The organism is Microcystis sp. M53602_WE12 (assembly GCF_030065455.1).
GTDB lineage: Bacteria > Cyanobacteriota > Cyanobacteriia > Cyanobacteriales > Microcystaceae > Microcystis > Microcystis aeruginosa.
This window is the reverse complement of record NZ_JASJFB010000553.1, coordinates 1-15,862: the sequence shown is the minus strand read 5'-3', so window position 1 is coordinate 15,862 and position 15,862 is coordinate 1. Positions and strand designations below refer to the sequence as shown.

General features: G+C 42.3%; 15 protein-coding genes and 1 pseudogene. 6 read left to right on the top strand and 10 right to left on the bottom strand.

Translation table 11 applies throughout. The features are described from left to right. Positions 1-336 precede the first annotated feature (336 nt). The 3 genes from PX482_RS17835 to PX482_RS17825 are packed head-to-tail and all read right to left on the bottom strand — an operon-like array spanning position 337 to position 1,390. Positions 337-744, bottom strand: a complete 408-nt coding sequence (locus tag PX482_RS17835; RefSeq protein WP_002762643.1) for a ferredoxin — start codon at positions 742-744, stop codon at positions 337-339. Next, the gene (locus tag PX482_RS17830; protein WP_002762644.1) at positions 744-1,130 is read right to left on the bottom strand and encodes a DUF1257 domain-containing protein; all 387 of its coding nucleotides are present in this window, start codon (positions 1,128-1,130) and stop codon (positions 744-746) included. Before PX482_RS17830 ends, PX482_RS17835 begins: the two co-directional genes overlap by 1 nt. A 44-nt stretch (positions 1,131-1,174) precedes the next feature. Then, on the bottom strand, positions 1,175-1,390 hold the full coding sequence (locus tag PX482_RS17825; protein ID WP_002762645.1) for a DUF2997 domain-containing protein: 216 nt from the start codon (positions 1,388-1,390) through the stop codon (positions 1,175-1,177). 310 nt (positions 1,391-1,700) lie between these two features. On the opposite strand from PX482_RS17825, the gene bioU reads away from it, so the two are divergent. Next, positions 1,701-2,702: a (S)-8-amino-7-oxononanoate synthase BioU gene (bioU, locus tag PX482_RS17820; protein WP_002762647.1), complete on the top strand. Its 1,002-nt coding sequence runs from the start codon at positions 1,701-1,703 to the stop codon at positions 2,700-2,702. Here the strand turns inward: bioU and PX482_RS17815 are convergent. From PX482_RS17815 to PX482_RS17800, 4 genes are all read right to left on the bottom strand, one after another. After that, a complete protein-coding gene (locus PX482_RS17815) occupies positions 2,699-3,625 on the bottom strand; it encodes an RluA family pseudouridine synthase (RefSeq protein ID WP_002762649.1) in 927 nt (308 codons plus the stop codon). The genes bioU and PX482_RS17815 overlap by 4 nt on opposite strands. 279 nt (positions 3,626-3,904) lie before the next feature. Continuing rightward, complete coding sequence (locus tag PX482_RS17810) at positions 3,905-4,993, bottom strand: roadblock/LC7 domain-containing protein (RefSeq protein WP_288096960.1); 1,089 nt, start codon at positions 4,991-4,993, stop codon at positions 3,905-3,907. Positions 4,994-5,247: 254 nt separating this feature from the next. Continuing rightward, the gene (locus PX482_RS17805; protein WP_002762653.1) at positions 5,248-5,994 is read right to left on the bottom strand and encodes a TRAFAC clade GTPase domain-containing protein; all 747 of its coding nucleotides are present in this window, start codon (positions 5,992-5,994) and stop codon (positions 5,248-5,250) included. A gap of 739 nt (positions 5,995-6,733) precedes the next feature. Then, a complete protein-coding gene (locus PX482_RS17800; RefSeq protein ID WP_002762655.1) occupies positions 6,734-7,075 on the bottom strand; it encodes a phage holin family protein in 342 nt (113 codons plus the stop codon). A gap of 295 nt (positions 7,076-7,370) precedes the next feature. On the opposite strand from PX482_RS17800, the gene PX482_RS17795 reads away from it, so the two are divergent. The 3 genes from PX482_RS17795 (at position 7,371) to PX482_RS17785 (ending at position 12,426) form a co-directional block, all read left to right on the top strand. Continuing rightward, a complete protein-coding gene (locus PX482_RS17795) occupies positions 7,371-7,760 on the top strand; it encodes a DUF8738 domain-containing protein (protein WP_002762657.1) in 390 nt (129 codons plus the stop codon). Positions 7,761-8,061: 301 nt separating this feature from the next. Next, positions 8,062-8,418, top strand: a complete 357-nt coding sequence (locus tag PX482_RS17790) for an iron-sulfur cluster assembly accessory protein (RefSeq protein ID WP_002747572.1) — start codon at positions 8,062-8,064, stop codon at positions 8,416-8,418. 174 nt (positions 8,419-8,592) lie between these two features. Beyond that, positions 8,593-12,426 carry an Eco57I restriction-modification methylase domain-containing protein gene (locus PX482_RS17785; protein ID WP_288122786.1) on the top strand — a complete coding sequence of 1,278 codons (3,834 nt, stop codon included), beginning with the start codon at positions 8,593-8,595 and terminating at the stop codon, positions 12,424-12,426. Between the two features lie 77 nt (positions 12,427-12,503). Here the strand turns inward: PX482_RS17785 and PX482_RS17780 are convergent, their stop codons facing one another. Then, on the bottom strand, positions 12,504-13,424 hold the full coding sequence (locus PX482_RS17780; RefSeq protein ID WP_002762662.1) for a LysR substrate-binding domain-containing protein: 921 nt from the start codon (positions 13,422-13,424) through the stop codon (positions 12,504-12,506). Between the two features lie 147 nt (positions 13,425-13,571). On the opposite strand from PX482_RS17780, the gene PX482_RS17775 reads away from it, so the two are divergent. Beyond that, a complete protein-coding gene (locus tag PX482_RS17775) occupies positions 13,572-14,255 on the top strand; it encodes a cadmium resistance transporter (protein ID WP_043999410.1) in 684 nt (227 codons plus the stop codon). Here PX482_RS17775 and PX482_RS17770 read toward each other — a convergent pair. Further along, positions 14,248-14,400 carry a hypothetical protein gene (locus tag PX482_RS17770; RefSeq protein ID WP_002762665.1) on the bottom strand — a complete coding sequence of 51 codons (153 nt, stop codon included), beginning with the start codon at positions 14,398-14,400 and terminating at the stop codon, positions 14,248-14,250. The two genes, PX482_RS17775 and PX482_RS17770, sit on opposite strands and share 8 nt — an antisense overlap. A gap of 191 nt (positions 14,401-14,591) precedes the next feature. On the opposite strand from PX482_RS17770, the gene PX482_RS17765 reads away from it, so the two are divergent. Beyond that, complete coding sequence (locus PX482_RS17765) at positions 14,592-15,026, top strand: YidH family protein (RefSeq protein WP_002762666.1); 435 nt, start codon at positions 14,592-14,594, stop codon at positions 15,024-15,026. A gap of 10 nt (positions 15,027-15,036) precedes the next feature. Here PX482_RS17765 and PX482_RS17760 read toward each other — a convergent pair. Then, positions 15,037-15,762: pseudogene (locus PX482_RS17760) on the bottom strand (sulfite exporter TauE/SafE family protein); the annotation flags it as partial. Positions 15,763-15,862 lie beyond the last annotated feature (100 nt).

The window sequence follows — 15,862 nt, the reverse complement described above, 5'->3', positions numbered from 1 at the left end:
ATTTTTGTCAATTGTTTTTGCTCTAGAGCGAACTAATCAATTAAGTCTCTTGCCAGATAAGGATTTAGTCGATTTATGCCCCCCTATCGAACCATACCAAGTAACGAAGAACCATAATTAAATTTAAAATGGATTTTAGGTTCGATCCCCCCTGCCCCCCTTGATAAGGGGGGTGCCGATAGGCGGGGGGATCCCCCTTAATAAGGGGGGCATCTGAAAGTTTTCAATACCTACCTACTTAGGATTATTTCCCCTGAGAACTGTAGCGGATTCGATCGAGAACCGCTGCCATAACTTCTAGGAAATAATAGGTGGATGAGGCTGTACCTATCCACCCTAGATATCTAAATCTGCGGGGCTAAATTTCTTGTGAATCTGAGGAAAACCTAACTGTTTAATCACTTGATGTTTGCCTTCTTCCTCAAGGAATTGCAAATTATTATAATTAACCCAGTGAATACAGTTAACTGGACAAGTCTCGATCGCTTCTTGAATAATTTCTTCTTCGTCACCGTCCTGATTATAGACACGAGAGCGACCGTATTCGCCTTCAATAAAAAAGGTATTGGGGGCAACGTGGGCGCAGTGTTTACAACCGATACAAGTGACCTCATCGACGTAAACCGCTTTCTGGCGCAGTAAACCGCCCAATTCGGGTTCAAAACCAGTGCGATCAGGGGAATCTCTTAGGAATCCCCCTAACTCTGGTTCAAAACCAGAGCGTTCGGGAGAAAAATCAGCCATTAGGCACTCCAACGTTGTACCACTAGACGAATGGAACCATCAGTATTTTTTTCCTGTGCTGCCACCTGAAAACCCTGTTTAGCAGTTTCTGCCAGGATGGTGTGGTAGGCATAACCTTGATTTACTTTTCTTAAAAATCCTTCTACGGTTAGGGGTTGTTGCCAGTATTGCAAATCGGCAACTAACTCGTACTCGTTACCATTCCAGCGAAAACCGATATCGTAATTGTTATCTTGCTCGATTACCACCTCTGCGGTTAAAGTTTGACCTTGATAACCTTTGACGGGGTGAGAACCCTCTTTCCATTCCATACCCATATCGCTCAGGGCGGCTTTTAGGTAGGATAGATCGCGGATTTTGGTTTTGATATTGCTAAAGTGTGACATGGTTTTTCAGTGGCTTAAATAAAGGGATCGGGAAAGATGAAAAATTACCAGTCGCTAAAAGTGGCTTCGTTGCTGACTTTCTCTGACTGGCTGACGGTTTGATGGTAATAATCCGAGGTTTTCTCTTGAGACATCAGCTGCCCGAGTTGTGCCTCGATCGCCGCCGTCACCTCTTGACAAGATGAACCGACTATGCCTGTCACCTTTTCCATGACGCGACCATCGGGATAGATAATAAACTCTAGGCTTTCCATGCTCATAGCTCTTCTCGGCGTGATCTGGGGTTTGCAAAGCTCCCTATCGTTTTAATTTACGATAGTTTGCTAATCGTAGCAATCTGGTTAAAATTTTAGCAAAACTTTATATTACGTCACCTAACCACTTTCATTTTTTGTAAGTTTCCCGTAACTTTTCTTCATCGTCAAGGGCGAACCCTGACCCAGGAGGCACAATTTAACAAAACTACACAAAAAAGACGACCTGAAGCGATAAATTGAAAATAAAGGAGATGCAACGGCGAACCACGACCGCCGAAATAATAGAAGTTTGTCTATAGGAATCCCAACGAATATGAATAAACAAATAGCCAGCGATCGCCTTCGGATCGGTGTTTTAGGTTTTGGTGGTTTGGGACAGGCCGCCGCCAGAATTCTCGCCCCCAAACAGGAAATGCTCTGGACTGCCGCCGCCGATAAAGCCGGTTTTGCTTACCACAAAGACGGTCTAGATGTCAATACCTGTAACAAAATTTATCATGACCAGGGTTCGATCGGTTATCTGGAAAATTACGGCAGTCTCAGCCAAAACAGTATCGAGGAATTAATCAAAACTGCCGACGTAGAAGGCTATTTTCTCGCCTTGCCGAATTTACCCAACAATTTCATGGCCGATATCGCTAAAACTTTCATTCGCTTGGGTTGGCGCGGGGTTTTAGTCGATGCGCTCAAACGTACCAGCGCCATGGAACAAATCTTAGCACTACAAGCAGACCTAGAAGCCGCCGGCATCACCTACATGACCGGCTGCGGCGCTACCCCCGGACTGTTAACTGCTGCCGCTGCCCTAGCTGCCCAGAGTTATGCAGAGATTCATAGCGTTAAAATTACCTTCGGCGTGGGAATTGCCAACTGGGAGGCTTATCGGGCCACTATTCGCGAAGATATCGCCCATTTACCCGGTTACGACCCAGAAACGGCGCACCGGATGAGTGATGCGGAAGTGGAAATGCTGTTAAATAAAACCAATGGCATTCTCAGCCTCGAAAATATGGAACACGCAGACGATATTATGCTGGAATTAGCCGGAATCTGTGGACGCGATCGGGTTTCCGTCGGGGGTGTGGTGGATACGCGCAACCCGAAAAAGCCCTTGAGTACCAATGTTAAAGTCACGGGGCGGACTTTTGAAGGCAAAATTTCCACCCATACCCTCACTTTAGGTGATGAAACCAGTATGGCGGCTAATGTCTGCGGGCCGGCTTTCGGTTATCTGAAAGCGGGGGTTTCCCTACATCGTCGCGGTATCTACGGATTATGGACAGCAGCGGAGATTATGCCGCAATTTGTGCGCTAGGGGTTTCTCTGCCGTAAAATAGCTAAAACTTTCGGGAAAATAGCGGGTAAGGGAGCGATCGCTTCTAGGCTCTCTCCCGTGACCGGATGTACTAAAATTAAACGATGGGCATGGAGTAATTGCCCGGGTAGATTAATCCCGATGGAACGACCTGAACTATAGAGGGGATCCCCAAGAATCGGATGACCGATTTGGCTGCTATGAACGCGAATTTGATGAGTTCTGCCAGTTTCTAGGCGAAATTCCATTAAGGTGTAGTTGCCCAGTCTTTCCTTGACTTGCCAGTGAGTGACGGCATTTCTACCGCCTTTTTCCACGGCAATAATAGCCATCTTTTGCCGATCGCTGCGGTGACGACCGATCGGCAGATCAATTGTACCTGTCTCCGTTTTGGGGACACCGTGGACGAGGGCGATGTATTCCCGGCGGGCAGTTTTGGTTTTTAATTGTGCCTGTAGGTGTTGATGAGCCTGGTCGGTTTTGGCAATAACGATCGCACCCGTGGTATCCTTATCTAAGCGGTGGACTATACCGGGGCGTTGAATTCCACCAATTCCAGCTAAATTCGGGCAGTGATGTAGTAAAGCGTTGACCAAGGTTCCCGATTCGTGGCCGGGAGCCGGATGAACCACTAAATCGGCAGGTTTATTGATAATAATCAGATAGTCGTCTTCGTAAAGAATATCAAGCTCGATCGCCTCGGCGGTTAATTCGAGGGGTTGACTGTCGGGAATGGTAATCTTTAAGCGATCACCTTGACCAACTTTAGTATTTTTATTAGTGCAAATTTGACCATTTAACTGTATATATCCCTGTTCTATCAGTTTTTGCAGCCTCGATCTCGATAAATCGGGCAAGTGTGACCCCATCCAAGCATCTAAACGTTCTTTTTTTCCCGCAACTTCTAAGTTTAATTGGTTCATCGGTTTTTAGTTATCAGGGTGTAGGGTGTAGGGGAAGGGGGAGGGGGCAGGGTGTGGGGTGTGGGGTGTGGGGTGTGGGGTTTTACCAGTTTTGAGGTGGCCAATTACCTAATTTTCAGGGAAAAAGTGCCTAAATTTCCCCCCGATCACTCCCAGATGCAGTACTTTTTGATTGACAAAAGGTCTAAAAGTCTTACCCAACAAGGTTTTTAGATTTATTCAGCCAGCCCTAAATAAAAATAATCTCCTGACTCCTGATTGCTGATTACTGATTACTGATTACTGAATTGGTCTGCCCCGGTAACGAATATCTGCATTGTTATTATCTTCGGTTTCGAGGACGATCTCGAATTCTTCTACAACGGAATCAAGGAGGGGATTAACTGTGGGATTTAAGAGAGGAGTTTCGGGGGTGGGGTTAGAGATAGCGAGAATTTTTGCTAATTTTGAGCGAGTTTTCTGGATTTCTCCCTCTAACAATCCCGTGATCGTTTTGCCAGTTTTCACTAAAAGAAAAGCTTGGTCACTGCAAGGGGTTAAGATCAGATGACCCTGGGGACTGCGAATAGCAATTTGTTCCAGATCAGACCAGCTTAATTCCTCTTTTGTGTTATTGGCAAGATAGAGCATTGTTCCGGCTAAGATTAAAGCACTATTGTGTTCCATGCCGATGGAATCAGTCAAAGGTTGACCCTGGGGAGAAACAAGCATGGTCCCCTCAATAGCGAGCGGTTTTTCGGCTAATTCTTGCAGGATTTTGGCAATTTCTACCTTATAATTTGGTTCCCTAGGTAAGGTATTTTTAGAGTTATCATAGTTATTATCGGTGGGATGTGGTCGTTGTCGTTCTTTGGTTTCTTTCGAGGAGATAAACCATTGTAGAGGTTTTCCTTCCCGCAGTTGCCGTTGGCTAAACAGACGAATATCTTTAGAAAGTTTAATCCCTAATTCAAAGGCATTTGCCTGATAATTGTCAGCTAAAGTTAAGGGTTCAAGGGAGATTTTAGCATCATCTCTGGCAATACGTTTTAGGGGACCTGCTTCTAGACAGGCAAGGATTTTAAACAGTTGTTTCGAGTCGAGTAGTTCCTGTAAATAATAACAATGAAAGTAGGGGATGTCCCCACGATCAAATTCATCCTTACCATCGTTAATTAACCAACCAAAGAGGGTGTTATGGAAGTCAATTTGATAGATATAGACTCCTTTAAATTTCCTGTCTGGAGGATTATAGGTGTCCCATAACTGAGAGACTATATGTTGATAAAAAAACTGTTGAATCCCTAGGGGGACATTGACACTAGCGATATATTTAAATCCCAGTTGTGAGAAACTGCTATAAATCAGTTGTTCAACGAGCAAGGACATGATCTGTAACCTTTAAGCACTTTTGTGGGCTATTATAAATAATTTTCACACAATTGTGTCTTGTTTCTAGTTTTTGGGGAGATATTTGACGGCATTTCTCCTCAAGATGAACTGTCACCTAATTTGGTGCCGACTCCCCAAAACGAAAACTTCACACCTCACCATTAAGATGACTGTTATAAGGCAGTCAGCAGATTTTTGAGAGATTTTTTTACTAATCTTTCTGTAAATAGCTCGGATATAGTGCTGGTCGTTTAGGAAAAGTTTACCAGTTGTTGATCGATTTGAGACAATAACCAAGATAGGGAGTCTAAAGCTTGATTTGCTTGCAGCGTGCCTTGTTGGGAATCAATTAAAACTGTTGAGTAAAAAAAACGGTGATTAACTTTTTGCTCTCGCAGTTTTTGCTCTAATTCTTTGACTTTTAATTGTAGGTTTTGCCAGCTTTTTTGGTCAGAGACAACTAGATCGCATTTGCTGATAATAATGCCTAAATTAAACCTAGTTTTATTATGGTTAATTATCTCGATCAAGGTTTGAAAAATTCTCAGGTAATTATTATGCTTGTCTGAATCATTTAATAAACTTGCTGCTTCTAAAAACAGTAAACAAGCATTAGCCTGTAAAGCCATATTGACAAAGGCTAAATTATAGATTTGACAACTTTCTCCCGGTATATCCCACCAGCGAATTGTCGCTATTTTATCCGAGCGATCACCGCTTTTTTTCTCTAAACTAAAATCAAAGTTACTGATTTTTAAAGTGGCGGGGGGATATTGACCTGTTCTAGCGACATAATTGAGAATTTTTTCAATATCTTCTTCGCTTTCTTCCTCTTGAGATCTGAAGACAATATTAGCCGGATTTCCCGAAGTTGCTTGATTTTTGAAAGTCTGATAAGATGCCGCTAGGAAAACTGTTTTTCCTGCTCCTCTTTGACCGATACTGAGAACTGTATAAATTTTGTTTTCTTGGCTAAGATTTTCCTGATTGTTAGTCATTTTAAAACCTCTAAATTGAATGAAAAAACTTTTGCTGCGATGATTGTGTCTCTCAAGCAAACACAGACAAGAAAAATTGACTTGAGATTAGTTAATCTCCTTAGCTCAACAATCCCCTGCTACACTCTTGTAGTTATGCTGTCTGGAAAGATGATCGAGAAAGCTTATTAGTCATCTAATTAAGATGATTATATTTGTTTTGTCTGATCGGATCATCCCGGTTAGCCAAATCTTCACACAAAGTTACTATTCTAATAGTAATTGAACTTGCTCTCGGTGCTTGAGATGGAAATCTTGGGATTAAATTTTCCTGATTTTTAACGACAAAAGCCACGGTAAGTAGGGAGGCACAATTATTTGTAGGATGGGTTAGCGGTAGCGTAACATGAGCGGGCGTTGGGTTTCATGCTTCAACCCAACCTACGTTCATCTTATATTTAATTCCACCCACCCACTTAAATCCGTAGAGATTTTCTGGGTGTAGTTCTAAGTGATCTCATAGATAAAATAATAAACATACCCTAAAGCCCTCTGGTAAATGATCGATATAACTTGTTTAACACAAACGATAATTTTTGTCAATCTTTTTGTCAATTTAATTCCCTGATTCTCAAATAAAAACTATCGCTATTTACCAAAAACTAGAGAGACGTTGTTATAATCAACGTCTCTAGATCAGACTAAGCCAAGCTGTTTTAAACAGAGGATTGCTCACTAATTAACCGAATTATTGCCCACTTTAGTCAACGAAAATGCCATTTAAAACTCCTGAAATGATCGAAACCACGATCGAACCGAATAAAGCAGCAAAAAATGATTTTACCTCAAAGCCACGGATAAAATAGGAGGCTAAAGAAAAGGAAATGGCATTAACCACAAAAATAAATAACCCTAGGGTCAAAATAGTTAAAGGCAGGGTAAAAAGAATCAACAGGGGTCTAATAATAGCATTAATTAAACCCAAAGCGACAGCAGCTATCAAAGCCACGGTAAAATCTTTAATTTCTATACCGGGTACTATTCGCGCTGTAATCAATAAAGAGACGGCGGTAATCAACCAACGGAGGAAAAAAGATAACATAAGCCCATCCATCTAAGATAGTTCATCCTCATCTATTTTAATCGCCATCGCCCCTTAAAGGGGCGACAGTTTTCGGGAGATGGCAGCGAAAACCGACATTGACTGCTGCCGCTGCTCGAAAACCAGAGCGGGAACATAAGTAGCTGGTTATAATTAAATTAAAAATGGATTTTAGGTTCGATCCCCCCTGCCCCCCTTGATAAGGGGGGTGCCGATAGGCGGGGGGATCTGACACTGATAATAAACAGGAAGATTCCCTCGGACTATCACCCCCCAGAAAGAGGCAGCACTCAAGATGATATCTAGAAGAAATTTTAGCCAAAGCCAGCAAGTACCAATCGGTAAAACGAGAATTATTCAGGGAGCAACTGGCTTTTTAATGCTAATGAGTCTGCTTTCTCTCCTCTTAGCGCCACCTAGTTTAGCATCTCCTGAGCCACCTAATTCGGTTATCGCCGCCACCCGTCAAGATTTGAGTCGGAAAACCAAGATATCGGTTAATCGCTTGCAAATTCAAGCAGCACAACCACAAACCTGGCCCGATGGTTGTTTAGGATTAGCTAAACCGGGAGAATTCTGTACTCAAGCACTGGTGCAAGGATGGCGAATTATTCTGACTGATAACCAAAAAACTTGGGTTTATCGCACCGATAGCAGCGGCGCTAATCTTCGCTTAGAAAAGTAAATTTCTTTGGCTCTTTTCCGGCTGCTTTTTCGGCATCCTCAAAGCAGCGCTGTCCTGTCCGTTGGGTGATGAAAATCGGCTTAGAATGGCTCTAGGGTTTGTTTCAAGAATCTAGTCGTCTCTGGCAATCCTATTTAATTAATAATCCCAGTTTTTTGCTTTTTTTTGCCCTACAACTCCTGCGAGACTGGGAAAAGTAAACAGTAATCCAGTCATCAGTCCTCAACTATCGTTAAGATGGATGGGAGAAGGTAAAGTTTTATATGTCCCCTTCAACTGCGTTTAGGAGTTCCTGCTAAAGATGACACAAGCTACTCAGATTCAAGGAAAAGGAATTTTACTCAGTGAGGCTGCCCTCAAACACCTTACCATGCTCAAAGAGCAACAGGGCAAGGATTTATGTCTGCGCGTGGGTGTGCGTCAGGGTGGTTGTTCGGGAATGTCCTATATGATGGATTTTGAGCATCCTAGCAATATTGGCCCCCAAGATGAGGTTTTCGATTACGATGGCTTCAAAATTGTCTCTGATAAAAAAAGTCTGCTCTATCTCTACGGTCTCATGTTAGATTACAGCAACGCGATGATCGGCGGCGGTTTCCAATTCACTAATCCCAACGCCAGTCAAACCTGTGGCTGTGGTAAGTCTTTTGGCGTTTAATTATTTCTCTGGGGTGATACCTTTCACCTCCGCCTCCCAGAGGCGATTTTTTTTTGCCAAAACCCTTGACAAAATCGGAGACTTGACATATACTTTTTGTATAATGGAAATCCGTGCCTGCCTGCGAACCCTTCATTTTTAGGCTAGATACCCTCAATGCTAGGATAATTGCCCATGTCAGGACAAGCAAGCAATAAACCGCTTTTTTCTCAACACTATCTTGAGCATCGGCTGCCGGATTCTGGGGAATGGCAAGAGGATGTATCCGTGGCATTTTCCCGCTTAGAGAGTCTTTATCAACAAAAAAAGGCGATTTTGCCGACTCTTAACGAAGCGCAAACGGAAGCAGAATTAATACAACCGATTCTAGAAATTCTCGGTTTTAGTTATATACCGCAAGTAAGCAGTAGGGGAAAAGGAAGGTCAGAAAGGCCAGATTATGCCCTATTTGCCACAGAAAATGACCGTTATCAAGCCTATGCTCTCCAGAATAATGAAAGAGCCTTTTATAGTCAAGTTTTAGCGATCGCTGAGGCCAAATACTGGCAACGTTCTCTTAGTGACGTTTCTAAGAATGATCAGCGAGATATCTGGAAAAATAGTAATCCTTCCTTTCAGATCACCAATTATCTCACGGGGACGGGAGTAGATTGGGGTATTCTCACCAATGGTCGAGAATGGCGCTTATATTACCGTCAAGCGTCCTCCACAGCCACGGAATTTTATCTAGTGGACTTGATGGAACTATTAGAAGGGGGAGACCGGCAAAAATTTCCGTATTTCTGGTTATTTTTCCGTCAAGAGGCTTTTATTAAGGATATTCACGGTCAGAATTTCCTTGAACGGGTCCGGGAGGGGAGTACCACCTATGCCACCAGAGTGGGTAGCGAGTTAAAAGAGTTAGTCTTCGATCGCATTTTTCCCGATATTTCTCAAGGTTTTGTATCATTAAATACAGACATACAGCCAGATTTATTGTATGAGGCGAGTTTATCCCTGCTGTATAAATTATTATTTCTGCTCTACGCAGAAGCGCGGGACTTGCTGCCGGTGAGGGGAGACTATCGCGATTACAGCTTATTGCAAAAGACGCGAGAAATTGCCGTTAAAATCGATCGTCAGCAGGTCTTTAGTGGCACCTCGACGGGAATATACGATGCTCTCCTCAGTTTATTTCGCATTGTCGATCGAGGGGATGCTAATTTAGCCGTACCTCGTTACAACGGGGGTTTATTTGACATGGAAGAAGGCCGGGTGAATTGTTTTCTCGGTCAATATAAGTTATCCGATGCGGTTTTAGCGCCCATCCTAGACAAGTTAGCACGTTTTGAGGGACAGCCGATCGACTATAGTTTTTTAGGTGTGCGACAGTTAGGATCAATTTACGAGGGATTACTGGAATATCGCATCGTGATTGAGGGGGAATCGGTGCATCTGGAAAATGATCGGGGAGAAAGAAAAGCCACCGGTTCCTATTACACTCCCGATTACATTGTTAAATATATTGTCAGTCATACCCTCAAACCAATTTTAGAGCAAAGAGCGCGACAGTTCGGGGATGTGATGACAGAAATCGCCACCCGAAGACAAGAAAGCAGCGATAGACGTTTAGGAAATCTCAGTCAGCAGGGATTAGAAAAAGAGCTACAACGCTTAGAAAAAAAAGCGATCACCACCTTACTTGATCTTAAACTCTGTGACCCCGCCATGGGAAGCGGACATTTTTTAGTAGAAGCAGTGGACTATCTCACCGATGAGTTAATCCAGATTCTCAATCTTTATCCCGAAGATAATCCCGTTTTAACCATGTTGGAAACCACCCGACAAAACATTATCGACAATCTCCGACAACAGGGAATTATTCTCGATTCTCCCACCCTTGAACCCACGCAATTATTACAGAGAGTGGTGATGAAGCGCTGTATTTATGGGGTGGATATCAATCCGATGGCCGTAGAATTGGCCAAAGTTAGTCTCTGGTTACATTCTTTCACAGTGGGCGCACCTTTGAGTTTTTTGGATCATCATTTACGTTGTGGTAATTCTCTGATCGGAACTACCGCCAAGGATGCAGAAGCCGCTATGATCGAGGAGGAAGGTGGTCAATTAACTCTTTTAACTGGCCCTTTTGTTGGGTTACTTCGGGCAGCAGAAATTATGCGGGGAATTAGTACCCTCAGCGATGCGACTTTTGCTGAAGTGGAAGCAAGCGAACAGTTATTCCGTGATTTTGATAGTCAAGCTAAACCCTACAAGCGTTTATTAGATGTTTTCCTTTCTCGCTTTTTTGGGGTTAAAACTGCTATCGAGTTTCTGCAGCGCTACGGTGGTAATATATCGGCAATTAATTGGGATAAGTTACCCCGTTCAGATCAAGGAATTTTAGACCAGGCAGCTAGTTTATATAAAAGTAAGCGCTTTTTTCATTGGGATCTGGAATTTCCCGAAGTTTTTATCGATCTTGATTCCGCTTCTTGGAAGGATAACCCCGGTTTTGATGCAGTAATCGGTAATCCTCCTTGGGGTTGTACTATTAGTAAAGAAGAAAAGAAATTCTTGCAAAATTATTTTAAAATTAATAGCTTAAATAACCTTGATTCCTATGCACTATTTACTCAAGCATCAATGATTAGAACTAATCAAAATGGTAGATGTGGTCATATTATCCCTGATACTTTACTTCGCAAAGAAGATTTAAGAGAATTGCGAAAACATTTAATTTTTGAAAGTACAATTGAAGAATTAATTGAAACGGGACCAGTATTTAAAGAGGTCAGAGATACATGGTGTTTAATTTTAATAGTCACACATCAACAACCATCTAAATATCACCGTATTCAACATAAAAAAATTAGTAGATTTATCGTCTCGGTGGAAGAAAGATTAGAAAAATTTGGTCTTCAAGAATGGTCGCAGAATACCAAATCGGCACAATTACAATGGGCAAGAAAACAGGATCATATTATCGGTTATAATGCCTCTAGATGTGAACAAAGTATTATTCAAAAAATAGAAAATAACTCAGAGACATTAAGAAATAGCTCTTTGAAATTTATAATCTCTAGAGGAGAAGAAGGAAGTAAACAAAAATTAACCCCTGATCCAAAGGGTAATTTCATGATAGTCATTCCAGAAGATATTAATCGGTATGAAATTAATGACGGGGTATTAATTAAATCTAGCGAATTAACCCCTATTAAGATGCAAAAATTTTATTCATGTCCCAAAATATGGTGTATTCGTATTCAAAAGCTACGCTGGAAACAGAGAATAGTTTGTAGTTTTGATCCTAGAGATAACTCTGCGGGTATGAAAACGCTTCAAATTATTATTTCATCCTCTAACCAAAAAGATAACTTGCTTTTCGCATCTACCTTATTAAGCTCTAAATTACTTAATTTTTGGTGTGAAGACTATTTAGTTGATGACATGAATAAAAGCTATTTAGAAAAAATACCGATCCGAAAAATATCTTTTAACACCAAAAGCGATCGCCGTCAACAGAGTTTAGAGAAACTTATCAAAAGTTATCAAGAAAAGCAAGAGATATTAAAAGAAATCGAGGAACATATTAGGAGAGAGGAAACCGATATAGTCCATGATATTCTGGCCTACTTAGCAGAACAGATGATCGAGATAAATCGGGAAAAACAAAAAGAAATCAAAAGCTTTTTGAGATATTTAGAGAGAATAATCGGTAGTGCGATCGATAATTTAACCAACAAATCAAAAATCCAAAACTATCTCGGTGACTACCAAAAAAGCGAACCTCATCTTAGCTGCGATCAGCTGTGGGAGATACTGAAAAAGAACAAAAAGAAAATTAGCGTTAACTTGCTAGATCGTCAAATACAGGAAACCCTAGAAAAAGAATATCAAACCAGTCTAGATAAACTTTTACCCCTAAAACAACAATTAAGCGCCACCGATGAATTAATCGATCTAATTGTTTATAAACTCTATGGATTAAGCGAGGAAGAAATTAAAATTATTGAAGGGAGAGAGTGAAAAAAGAATAGAAATCTTCAAAAACCTTTAATAAGGACTAGAAGGAAAGGGGTTAATTTTCGGTGACTTCTATCAGATTACAACATCTGCTCGAAAACTTGACAGACGCGGGGTTGAAAGCGCTGACGGTGTTTTATTTTTAAAAAAGGGCGCATAAATTCGAGATAGCGAGGGTATAAACCGGAAGTATCGATGACTCGAATCGATCGCAATGTGCCTAATTCTAATTCCTTTTGAACCATCAATTCGGAAATCCCGGCAGCTGCCGAACTATTCTCGATGATTGCTTTCACCATTTCTCCCGTATTTAACAGCAAAGTTACCTTTAATGTCCGTAAATCGATGCCCCAATTCTGTAACGCTTCCTCGAATCTTTGTTGAGTTCCCGATCCCGATTCTCGCATTACCCAAGGGGTTTCCACTAATTCCGGCAATTCGATCGCTTCTCTTTTATACCAAGGATGAGAACGTCCGACAATAATTAATAGGCGATCGCTGCCGACGATCTCCTGTTCTAAACAATGTGTTAAATCACTCTTGACTTCTCCCTCGATTAATGCTAGGTCAAAACGTCCGTTAGCCGTACCCAGACAGATTTCTTCCGTATTAGCTAGGGTGCAATTGATCTTAATTGCCGGATAGCGCTCCTGAAAATCGCTAATTTTTGCCGGCAGCCAATAGTTACCAATAGTCAAACTCGACCCTAATTGTAGTTCTCCCCGTTGCAAGTCGTTGAATTCCGCCAATCCCCTTTCTGTCAAAGTTACCTGGGTGAGAATGCGTTGCGCTTCTAATTGCAGTAAACGTCCTGTTTCCGTGATCTCGATGTGACGACCGACGCGGTGGAATAATTTCACCCCGTATTCATTTTCTAGGGAGGCAATGGCGGCACTGACGGCCGGTTGGGTGATATATAAAGCTTCTGCTGCTTTGGTGAAGTGGAGATGTTCAGCAGTCGCTAGAAAGATTTCCAGTTGATCTAGGGTCATTCTGGCCATGGCAAGGGGTTTTCCGTCTCTATTGGTCTTTCCATCATTTTAATTTATTAAATCAACAAGAAAGAATATTTGATTTTATTAATGGCTCTTTCTAGAGTAGAAGTAGGGCGATCGAGATCAGAAGACCCGATTAAGGAAAAAAATCCTATGACTACCATGATTACTGCCATATCCACAGCAATAGCGGCCTTTATTGCCACTAATCTCGATGACATCCTGATTTTGACGATTCTTTTTACCCAGGTCAATAAACTTTTTCGCCGTCGTCATATCGTTATCGGTCAGTATTTAGGCTTTATCCTGCTGATTTTGGCGAGTTTAACTGGCTTTTTCGGGAGTTTCTTAATTCCGGCTCAGTGGATTCGTTTTCTCGGTCTGTTACCCGTGATTTTCGGGATTCGGAGTCTCTGGCAGCGAGAAGAAACCGAGACGGATAATAATGTGGAGATGGCTGTAGAATCAGCACCGTCTTCTCCTTTGCTGGCCTGGTTTTCCCCTCAAACCTGCTCTGTGGCGGCAATTACCATCGCCAATGGCAGTGATAATATCGGCATTTATCTGCCGCTGTTCGCTAGTAATACTTGGCCAAATTTAGTCACTATCGTCAGCGTTTTTCTGATCTTGGTGGGTGTTTGGTGTTTTACTGCTCATCAGTTAACTCAATTACCGGCGATCGCTAATTTAATTAGCAGTCACGGTAGCCACTTTGTCCCCTGTGTGCTGATCGGTTTGGGTGTGTTTATGATCAAGGAAAGTCTTCCCCTGGCTTTCTTGGCCTTATCCTTAAGCTATGGATGGGCGCTTCTCCAGCAGCAAGCAGAATCTATTTAGGGTTTGCGGCAAAAAGTTTTTCCTGGGGGCAGGGTGTAGGGTGTAGGGTGTAGGGTGTAGGGTGTAGGGTTTTACCCATTTTCAGGGAAAAAGTCCAGGGATTTTCCCCCCGATCACTCCAATGGCCAGTACTTTTGGATTTCAAAAAGGTCTAAAAGTCTTATCGAACAATGTTTTTAGATTTATTCAGCAAACCCTATTTAATTTTTGATTCAATACAAATACATCTAAAAAGAGATTTTAGATTTTTTCCATACCATCTATAACTCAAGTGTCATAGAATAACATCATCTTTTCAAGCGATCAACTTGAAACCGACCCCTAGTCATCTCGATCATGTTATTTTTTCTCAAATCACCAGTGACGGAAAGCAAGACCAGCATTAAACCGAAAAAAGTCAATCCCAATCGAGTCCGCGATCATCTGGCCAATGAACGCACCTATCTGTCTTGGATGCGAACGGCGATCGCATTAATGGGTTTTGGTATGGTTATCCTGCGCTTACGGGCCTTTCATCCTCCTCTGGTTCCCCGGCCCGGTTACGGCTGGAAATTGGGCTTAATGTTTGCTTTAGTGGGTTTATTGACCGTATTTTTGACCACGGCCCATTATTTTACAGTCAGACGAGATATAGATGAAGATACCTACGAACCAGCCGATCGATGGGTGCTACTATTTAGTTTAGCGATCGTTATTCTCGGTGCGGGAATTATCTATTTTGTCGCCACCAGTCCCGATCTGTTGATGGGTAGTATGATGACCTTCGAGTGAACTCTGGGGATTAGGTTGGTTGGAGTAAGCGCCAACTGACCGTGACCAGAATAGTATAAAGCAGTATTTTTAGGGCATTTTTGGGGAAATATTCCGATAATCTTGCTCCCACTACTACCCCCGGTATTCCACCCAACCAGATAGGAAGTACCAGATTCCAATCTACCGTTCCTAATCCCAGATGACCAATGGAAGTACAGGTTAAGAGGATGGACGCTTGCGATAGATCTGTACCGACTAATTTGCGAGAATCAAGCTGAAAAAAGGTCATCAAGACCAATGCAAATAAGGAACCACTGGAAATACTGGTTAAACCGACTAAATAGCCTAAAACTGCCCCCAATATCGTTGTTTTTATCTGACCCGATCGAGTGGTTAAATCTAATTTTGGCCAGGACCAAGGGGACAAATCGGGAAAAAACAAGGAGATTAGTAGTTCTAGGGCCGCTAGGACAGTCACGATCATCAAGACAAGACCGATGACATGGGGCAGCCATTGATCGAGATTGAGAGAGCTATTCTGCTGAAAATAGCAAAAACCGACTAATCCTAACAGAGAACCGGGTACACTGCCAATTACCAGCCATTTTACCACCTCTAACTCGATCGTTTGCTGTTGCCAGTGACGAACGGTGCCGACCACTTTCATCAACCCGGCCGCTACCACATCGGAACCCACTGCGGTGGTAGCGGGAACCTGAAATACAAAGATCAATAGGGGTGTAATCAAGGTTGACATCCTCGCCGCCCTAAAAGTGCGGCGATTCCTAAACCTCACGATTTAAGTTTCTGCTTCCACCACCGTCGCATACCACAGTTAAAAAACCATGTACTGT

Bases quoted from the DNA above. Each gene is read 5' to 3' on its own strand.
- PX482_RS17775 (WP_043999410.1), top strand. From the start codon at position 13,572: ATGACTACCATGATTACTGCCATATCCACAGCAATAGCGGCCTTTATT.
- bioU (WP_002762647.1), top strand. From the start codon at position 1,701: ATGAATAAACAAATAGCCAGCGATCGCCTTCGGATCGGTGTTTTAGGT.
- PX482_RS17790 (WP_002747572.1), top strand. From the start codon at position 8,062: ATGACACAAGCTACTCAGATTCAAGGAAAAGGAATTTTACTCAGTGAG.
- PX482_RS17805 (WP_002762653.1), bottom strand. From the start codon at position 5,994: ATGACTAACAATCAGGAAAATCTTAGCCAAGAAAACAAAATTTATACA.
- PX482_RS17785 (WP_288122786.1), top strand. From the start codon at position 8,593: ATGTCAGGACAAGCAAGCAATAAACCGCTTTTTTCTCAACACTATCTT.
- PX482_RS17810 (WP_288096960.1), bottom strand. From the start codon at position 4,993: ATGTCCTTGCTCGTTGAACAACTGATTTATAGCAGTTTCTCACAACTG.
- PX482_RS17780 (WP_002762662.1), bottom strand. From the start codon at position 13,424: ATGGCCAGAATGACCCTAGATCAACTGGAAATCTTTCTAGCGACTGCT.
- PX482_RS17815 (WP_002762649.1), bottom strand. From the start codon at position 3,625: ATGAACCAATTAAACTTAGAAGTTGCGGGAAAAAAAGAACGTTTAGAT.
- PX482_RS17800 (WP_002762655.1), bottom strand. From the start codon at position 7,075: ATGTTATCTTTTTTCCTCCGTTGGTTGATTACCGCCGTCTCTTTATTG.
- PX482_RS17825 (WP_002762645.1), bottom strand. From the start codon at position 1,390: ATGAGCATGGAAAGCCTAGAGTTTATTATCTATCCCGATGGTCGCGTC.
- PX482_RS17830 (WP_002762644.1), bottom strand. From the start codon at position 1,130: ATGTCACACTTTAGCAATATCAAAACCAAAATCCGCGATCTATCCTAC.
- PX482_RS17795 (WP_002762657.1), top strand. From the start codon at position 7,371: ATGATATCTAGAAGAAATTTTAGCCAAAGCCAGCAAGTACCAATCGGT.
- PX482_RS17835 (WP_002762643.1), bottom strand. From the start codon at position 744: ATGGCTGATTTTTCTCCCGAACGCTCTGGTTTTGAACCAGAGTTAGGG.
- PX482_RS17765 (WP_002762666.1), top strand. From the start codon at position 14,592: ATGTTATTTTTTCTCAAATCACCAGTGACGGAAAGCAAGACCAGCATT.